Raw genomic sequence first — 7,792 nt, forward strand, 5'->3', positions numbered from 1 at the left:
ATTTAGCTGACAGTATGAGCCACCAGCGGGCGATCGTCTCGCAGCCCTCCGAGTGCGGCGACGAACGGTTTGGCCTGCTGCTCGTTCCCATCGACGATTACCGCGGGGGGTTCGGCGACCGTGTTCAAGATGTCGTTGACGTGGATCGCGGAGTGGACCGCTTCGACCTGCTGGGTGTCCTCGTTCCCATCCAGGCTCTGGCGGTGGGAGAACACACGGATGTGCTCCGGAAATTCCTGCAGGACGGCTTCGGTGAAGTCTCGGCGGACGGCGTGTTCGTAGTCGTTCGCCTTGTTGTAGAACGGTTTGAATTCGATGCCACTCCCGTGGTCGTAGATCGCCTCCAGAATCGCCGGTTCGAGCTCCCGAGAGGCATACACGGCTGCCGTCACCGTCGTATCACCGACAGTGCTCGCGTCCATCGTCACAGACGTCGAGTAGGTGTTTGACTCGGTACGGAAGGGAAGGAGCGCCATTAGTGATTCAGTTGGTGCTGTATTCAGTCAGGTGGGCCTTCACATAAGTGCGTGTAGATTCCGCCATCATGCCTCCTCGAAATCGAGTTTCTCCTTCGCCGACCGGACCCGGTCGCTGACCGTCTGCGGGCTGGCCTTCCGATCATCAGCCCACGAAGACTGCCGAGTCGAGTAGAGCGTCTGCGTCATCCAGTAGTCCAAGGTCTCAGCGGGTGACTGGAGTTCGTTCGCCAGCACGGCGAGCTCGACCGCCGCAATCTGCCGGCCGATGTCGAGCGCGGTCAGCTCCTCTTGGTAGTCGTTGATCGCCCGCCAGCCATCTTCGATCTTGAACTCCAAGTTGATGACGCACTTCCCATTTGCCCCGTACCCGAAACGACATATTCGTATTGAGACTGTTGGACGCTAAATGCTTGAGGCTGCTTACAGAACTCACAGCTATATCCGAGTGCGTGGATGCTGATTGGATGAATTCGTAGGAAGGCTCCCACATGGAACCCATTACAGTTGCCAGTTAGCCGCTTTAGAGGTGTGTAAACCGCCTGAATACGGACACCGGGACAAAATAACAGTAATTGTATGTATGTCTGACGCTCGGCGTGAGTATTAAGACGGAGGCCGGCGCAACATCGCAGTATGTACGGCTAGGCGATGTTTAGAAAGGGGGGGGAAGTTCCCCTGTTGGCAGCAGGGGCCGCTTGGGAAGGGACAGGATGGCACCTGTCCGAGGATGCTTTCCTATTCCTCATTTCTTCCGAAGTGGTCTTAATGGTTGCGGTGGTGAGAGTCATCTCCGGCTTTCGCCGATAACCCTCTCTGCTGTCTCTGAAACGGCCGATTATCCGATTTCGGCCGTAGCGTCGAGCACGTGCGCGGAGAGCGCACTATGCAGGACCACCCGGCTCATGGAGGTGTGCCAGCGGCGTGAGTCGCTTCGCTGTCGTTGGCTGTTCCAACTGTAGCCAACACTGGGTCATCGAGGATGCCGTCAGCAGTGGCGCTGCTAGCACTCGTGAGTGCCCCCGGTGTGGGAGCCAGCATTCAGATGGCCAGTTGCGACGTCGAGCAAGAGCCGACACGTGGGAGGACGCTGTTGAGCAACGGGCGGCACTTCTCGCGAACACTCGGAACGCCGGCGCTGAGTTCGACGAGGGTGGCCACTACGCCGATCTTGAAGACGAGTGGGACCGCGACCTCGTCGGCCAACCACTCGGCGTACAAGTGCTTACAGGTGCCTTCGCAGACGATCAGCATCTTGACACAGCGGAGCGAGAGTCACCCGAGAAAACCGATCAGAGCTCTCGTCAGCTTGGAGATCTCCGTTGTGATGAGGACGCGGGTCTCTGGGTGGTTCAGCAGTACCCAGCCGTGTCGTCTGGGACAGTACACCTCGACCAAGGGAGCCGACCGGGTGAACTCTGGCAGCGTCTTGTTGGGATCCTCGAAGCCGATATTGCGCTCGCTGTGCGCGAACTCGTCGGTGGTGTCGCTGATGGGGCCGCCTGGCAGACGCTTGAATCGATTATCGACGATCAGCTCGGGACAGTTGACCAAGAGGCGCTTCCAGACGCAGAGAGCCTCAACGGGTCGATCGTTGCGTCGACGCTGTCGAGCCTGTGTAAAGATGTCGAGTCCGAGCAGCATCAGCAAGCACTCGAACTGCTCAAGAGCTTTGGGAGCTCGGAGTTCGGCCCGCTTGGCATCGGGTTTCCTGGTGAGCTTGCGGATGTTCGCCGAGTTGTGAAGCCGTTGCTCGCAGCCGCAGCCCATACGCCAACACTCACCGTGCGGATCGATGAGTCATTCCGGGAGATCGGCCACGCCGACCAACGCCGGCAAATGGTCCAGCTGCTCAGTTGGCTTGGCCACGGTGTGGACGTCCGGATTGTGTTTGAGTCGTCCATCTGGATGCGGCGCTTCGCTTGGAGTTACGATCCGGAGATCGATGTCGACGAACTGGATGGGAACGTCCCAGACGTGGCAGCGTTCGATGTGAGTTCTCAATGCGATACAGACCAGCGCGCTCACGGAACTGTCGACGACCACGTCGCGGCTGCGTGTGAGGCGCTTGAGACGGACGGTGAGGTTGTCGCAACGCTTGAGCGTATCGGCGCGGAAGCCGGCCAGACAGCCGGCTACGAGGCGCTCTATGAGGCTGCTCCGTACGATGACCCCGACCAGTCTCGGAACAACGTCGCGTACCACCTGCGCCAGCTTCGTGAACACGAACTCGTGACGGATCGTATCGCGACCAGCGACGGGAGCAAAGTCGCCATTCGCCCGGCTGGCGTGCGTTTCCTCGAAGAAATCGGACGATCTGGAACGCAACAAAAACCCCTTCAGAATTTTGTGAGTCGGACCGGAAAATCTGCCGACAATTTGGAGTCTAGACCCGCGCACACACGTGAGGGGGGGACCGGCTGGAGCCGCGACCGCCTCCCAGCACTCCATACTATCCAACCGCTTTCTCGCTCTACGTATCAGGCCGCCGTCGCGGCGACCCCCGAGAATGGCGTCGCAACTGTCGATGCGGCGGTCTCCGAGTGGGAGGATCGGGCAGCTCCTCGGCGCTACATGGACTGGGACAATGATCGGCTCGCTGTGGCCGCCGAAGTCGACAATCCGATGCAGTGGGCAGTCTGTACTGCTCGGTCGTTGGGTGACGGGTTTGTCTGGGACAATCTGTTAACTGACGAGCGACTCGACGAGAATGGTGAGTTCCGCCTACTGCTCCAAGAGGCACCCAATATTCTACAGAACAGTGCGTGCCTTGGGTGGATTGCTGAAGAAGACGAACTCGTCGACGATGTCGATGAGTTTGGCGACCGCATACAAGCTGTTCTCGAGGAGATTTGCGAGATGACGCGGGACATGACTCACGGCGAGTACCGCGAGTACAACTCTCGAACGGCGTTTCGGACGAAGATACTCACTGAGTCACTCGGCGTGATCGGCGTGATGACCCGATTACTGGACTTCGCCGGTGTGGACATCCTCCGAATCGGTCGGATACCCCGGTTCAAGAGCGATTTTGCCGACGAGAAGCTCTCAGCTATCGCGAAGTTCGTTGGAATCAACTCTGCGATTGCGTCGAAATACGGGATGGCGTCAGTGTTTCGGCAACTCTTTGAGGACCGTGAGGAGGTCCTCCGTTGGTCACTGGATGTCGATGTCAACGCGGCAGAGCCGTTCGGTGAGCTCATCGGCTCGTGGTGTCTGTTTGCTGATTACGGCGACCGCCAGGACGTGTTCGCTGAGAAGCTTCGATCCAACGTCTCGCCGAGGGACATCCGGGATGACGCCCCCGAGATCGGTGTCCGCGTCCCCGTCCAGACATCGACGAGTCGGGAGCAGTACCGGGATCTGCTTGAGGAAGCGCTCGAGGCGAAGAATCTACTCACGACTCCAGAGGCAGTATCAGTGCTTCACGGACTGTGTCGGTCACCGCTCGCTATCGCGAACGGCGTCGCTCGTGCCTTGGAGCCGGAAGCCGAGACGCGACATATCCGGTCTGTAGAGCTCCGGCGTATCATCGCAGCACTGTCTCCAGAGCAGGTCCTCCGGGATGCGTCGTCAACGCCGCGAAAGGCCCTTGTGGCACTCGCAGGCGCTGAAGAATTCCTGACGCAGTCAGCACTCGCCGAGAGAGCCGGCGTGTCGGCTCGCTCGCTTCGTGACCATCTCCCTGACCTCGTTGATGCTGGAATCGTCGCGAAGGCCGACGCTGGCTACCGACTCCAGCTGTCGTTTGCGGAGACGAATCGGGACGACGGAGAACTGCCTGAGCGGTACCAGGATATCTACCCGCGATGGGTGAGCGATCCGACCGTCAGCAACGATGTCCACGCTGCGGCCGGAGCGTTACGGACAGCCCGGGAGCATCACGGGCCAGACGGACCAATCTCACCAGAGGACGTCGGGTTCGCTGGCGACGTCTTGCTGGAACTCACAGAGCCGTGGCCGTTACTCGATGAGGTGCTGCCAGCGCTGTGGGCAGTGACTACGAGAGCGTGCTATCGAGAGGACGCTGCTGTCGCTGGTGGTGTCCTTGTTGAATGTGAGACTGAGGTAATGGGGAGACGCCCACGCCAGTTGAGCCTCCAAGAAGCAACTACTGGGGAACTTGTTGGATGAGTTCTAGAGGAATGAAGATGTCTGTCACCGGTGATTCGTAGAGACTTGGTACACTGGTATCGCCATCATATTTTTTGACGATACCATTGGGCCACTCATGCTGTTCCTAGGATGGCATAGAAGAGTTGCCACGACATTTATTTCGTGAATTTACAGCCGGATCAGCCGATAAAAAGCGCTTGCGGATTGAGTGCCGAGGATTCTGCCAGATCAGGGGGATATTCCAATAGCTGTGCGAGATACACAGCACGCATCGATCACTCAACTTTCTCGACACCGGTAATCTTGAAGCGGGCACCACCATCGGCACTGTCGGTCAGATGAATCTCCCAGCCGTGAGCCTCTACTATCTGTTTGACAATATTCAGTCCAAAGCCGACTCCCTCTTCGGATGTCGAGTACCCGGTCTCAAACACTTCGTCCCGGTTATCGTCAGAGATGCCGGATCCGTCGTCTTCTATATAAAATCCGGTGTCTACCTCCCCAACGGTGATCGTCACGCCTTCGCCACCGTGGTCAACCGCATTTCGGAAAAGATTCTCAAACACCTCTGGTAATCGATCGGCATCTGCTTGTATTGATGATAGCCCCTCAATCTCAAGGGTAGCCTCGGTTGTGCGGGTCGTCTCCCAGCACCGATCGACAATCGCCTCGAGGTCGACACTAGTCGTTTCACCGACGACTTTTCCTTGTCGAGCCAGCGCTAGTGAGTCGTCTATGAGCGCTTCCATACGTGTCAGGGCCTGTTGAGCATCGGTTAGGTGTTGGCTGTCACACTCGCTAGCAGCCAGCTTCGTTCGCCCCTTTGCGACGTTCAACGGACTCCGAAGGTCGTGCGACACGACGCTGGTGAACTCATCGAGCCGGTCACGTTCCCGAACGAGTTCAGCTTCCCGCCCCCGTAGTAATTCTAGCTGTGTAATCCGGCCAAACACAGCCGTCAGTGTGTTGCTCCACAACTCAACAACATCTATCTCTTGCTCAGTAAATGCATCCGGCTCCGTGGAACCAACATTCACTATTCCATGCCGGCCGAGTGGTACGATTACCTCGCTCTCGATAGGTGTGTCTTCATTCGATCGCTGGTCATGTGCGGACATATCGCTGATGTATCGGAGTTCTTGCTGCTGATAGGCCTCCCACGAAAGTGATTGCGTGTCCGCCCCGTACGTTGGGGGGTCAGAAATCAACTCCTGACCACGCTCGGAGATGGCGGCCGGCTCAAGTATATCTTGGTCGTCTCTGCGTAACCAGATACCAGTAGTGTCACATTTTAAGACGGCTTCGAACGCCGCTACGGCAGACTCGGCTGCTTCTGTGGGATTCGTCGTTTCTAGTAGGGTTTGCGTTCTCGACTGTATCTGCTCGAGGGTGGTGCTGTACCGAGCGAGCCGTTGTTCTTGTTGTTTTCGCTGTGTAACGTCACACATTACCGTAAGAATACCCTCAATCGGGTCGCTGTCAGTGAAGTTCTGCCCACGGCTTTCGATCCACCGCCAGTCCCCATCCACGTCCCGTGCCCGAAACTCAACGGCGACAATCCCATCGGGTTTGTCCTTCAGTCGAGCAAAGTGATCCATGAGTTTCTCGTGGTCGTCTGGGTGGACCTCTTCGAAGGGGTTCTCGCCAACAACATCCAGTGGCTCCCACTCGAGTAACGGCGACGGTGGGCTTTGGTACTTAACAGTCATCTCCTCGTCCATGATGACCAGCAACTCGGGAGAGTGCCTGACGAGTTGTTCGTACAGTCGGAGTTCCTTTTCTCGTTCTTTCTGAGCGGTGATGTCTTGGATTGCGCCTCGAAGTTTGATTATATCGTCACTGTCATGTATGCGTTCACCAGTAGTACGTACCCACTTTTGATCATTTTCTGCCGTGATCAATCGCAGTTCAAGTTCGTACGGCTTGCCGTGGGCGCGGCAGTTTTCGATTGCTGTCTGAATTGTTGATTGGTCGTCAGGATGATAAAATTCGATCGCTGTTTCAACCGAGGGGTCGGATTCTTCAGCAGGATCGAGATCGTGGATATTGTATGTTTCCTTCGTCCAACGCTGTTCGCCAGTTTCAAGATCTGCCTCCCACCCACCAACCTTAGCCAACTGTTGCGTGTGTCGCAGTAGATCTCGGTTTCGTTCAAGCAGTTCCTTACGTTCGCTTCGGTCAGTAATGTCTGTGTAGATAGCAAACCCGCCTGAACCGTCATCATAGACCGCATTTTGGAGGAGGAATTTACAGAGTCCGTTTGTTGTCTGTCGGGTTACCTCCCTCGAGTCAAGACTGCCGCCAGATTGGACATGTTCATTGATTTCTGCGGCTTCGTCAGTTCGGTTATCAGGGACGATGTGTGTGTCAAGTGAATCGCCGATCATAGTCTCAGATTCGTACCCGAATGCGTTCTCAAATGCCGCATTAACCTGCCTGACGATTGGCTCATCGGCCTCGTACCGAACTTCTACAGCGGGTTGTGAGAGGTGGTCGAAAAGAGTCTTAAATCGCTTCTGTTCTGTTTTAATCTGTTTTTCGGCCTGTACCTTGCCGACAGCATTCAGAATGCGATTGGCCAGTAATTCGTACTGCTCATTTCCAGACGATTTTTGTAGATAACCAGTGACTCCTGCGGAGATTGCGTCACTGGCGACGGTTTCGCTCCCTTTGCCAGTAAACAGCATAAACGGTAGATCAGGCCACTCCTCACGAACAGCTCGGAGGAACTCAACACCGTTCTGCCCAGGCATCTCATAGTCGGAAATGACGCAATCAAATGTGGATTCAGCAAGACGATTCAGCCCCTCGCTCGCACTACTTACCGTTTCAGTGTCGAATCGGTCACTCTCTCGTTCAAGAAACGCTGTGGTCATTTCGGCGAAGTCTGGTTGGTCATCAACATGGAGGACACGGATTGTATCCCTGTGCTCTGCTCGGTCAGACATACTCAGAGTTTTTAGTTCAGCTATGAAAAAAGTCAGTACAGCAGTTGAGATAACTGACCACATAGATATGGGCCTCCTCTGTATCTCGCACACACTTTCTGATAGAGCGTAAGTCGATCAGTGATATGCGTCGGAATGTAAATCAACTGTATTGACCGATCTGGCCTGCTAGTGCCGCTTCAACACTGATCTGCTAGAAACGACTGATAGACAGTCTGTAGGGTGAATCTACCAGATCACAACTGAAGGCCC

The 7,792-nt window shown here is 56.1% G+C and carries 4 protein-coding genes; 1 reads left to right on the forward strand and 3 read right to left on the reverse strand.

The genetic code is table 11. From position 1 onward, the window contains the following. Positions 1 to 2 precede the first annotated feature (2 nt). A complete protein-coding gene (locus Z052_RS03860; protein WP_144049999.1) occupies positions 3 to 422 on the reverse strand; it encodes a hypothetical protein in 420 nt (139 codons plus the stop codon). 120 nt (positions 423 to 542) lie between these two features. Continuing rightward, positions 543 to 815 (reverse strand): hypothetical protein, encoded by a 273-nt coding sequence (locus Z052_RS03865; RefSeq protein WP_089308944.1) that lies wholly within the window; start codon positions 813 to 815, stop codon positions 543 to 545. A 585-nt stretch (positions 816 to 1,400) separates the two neighbouring features. Between Z052_RS03865 and Z052_RS03875 the strand changes: the two genes are divergently transcribed. Beyond that, positions 1,401 to 4,610 carry a DUF5817 domain-containing protein gene (locus Z052_RS03875; RefSeq protein WP_241897892.1) on the forward strand — a complete coding sequence of 1,070 codons (3,210 nt, stop codon included), beginning with the start codon at positions 1,401 to 1,403 and terminating at the stop codon, positions 4,608 to 4,610. 257 nt (positions 4,611 to 4,867) lie between these two features. On the opposite strand, the gene Z052_RS03880 is transcribed toward Z052_RS03875, so the two are convergent. Continuing rightward, positions 4,868 to 7,540, reverse strand: a complete 2,673-nt coding sequence (locus tag Z052_RS03880; protein ID WP_094580639.1) for a PAS domain S-box protein — start codon at positions 7,538 to 7,540, stop codon at positions 4,868 to 4,870. Between the last annotated feature and the right edge of the window lie 252 nt (positions 7,541 to 7,792).

The organism is Halorubrum sp. C191 (assembly GCF_002727095.1).
Taxonomy (GTDB): Archaea; Halobacteriota; Halobacteria; order Halobacteriales; family Haloferacaceae; genus Halorubrum; species Halorubrum ezzemoulense.

Coding starts and splice junctions, on each gene's coding strand:
- Z052_RS03860 (WP_144049999.1), bottom strand. CDS start 422: ATGGACGCGAGCACTGTCGGTGATACGACGGTGACGGCAGCCGTGTAT.
- Z052_RS03880 (WP_094580639.1), bottom strand. CDS start 7,540: ATGTCTGACCGAGCAGAGCACAGGGATACAATCCGTGTCCTCCATGTT.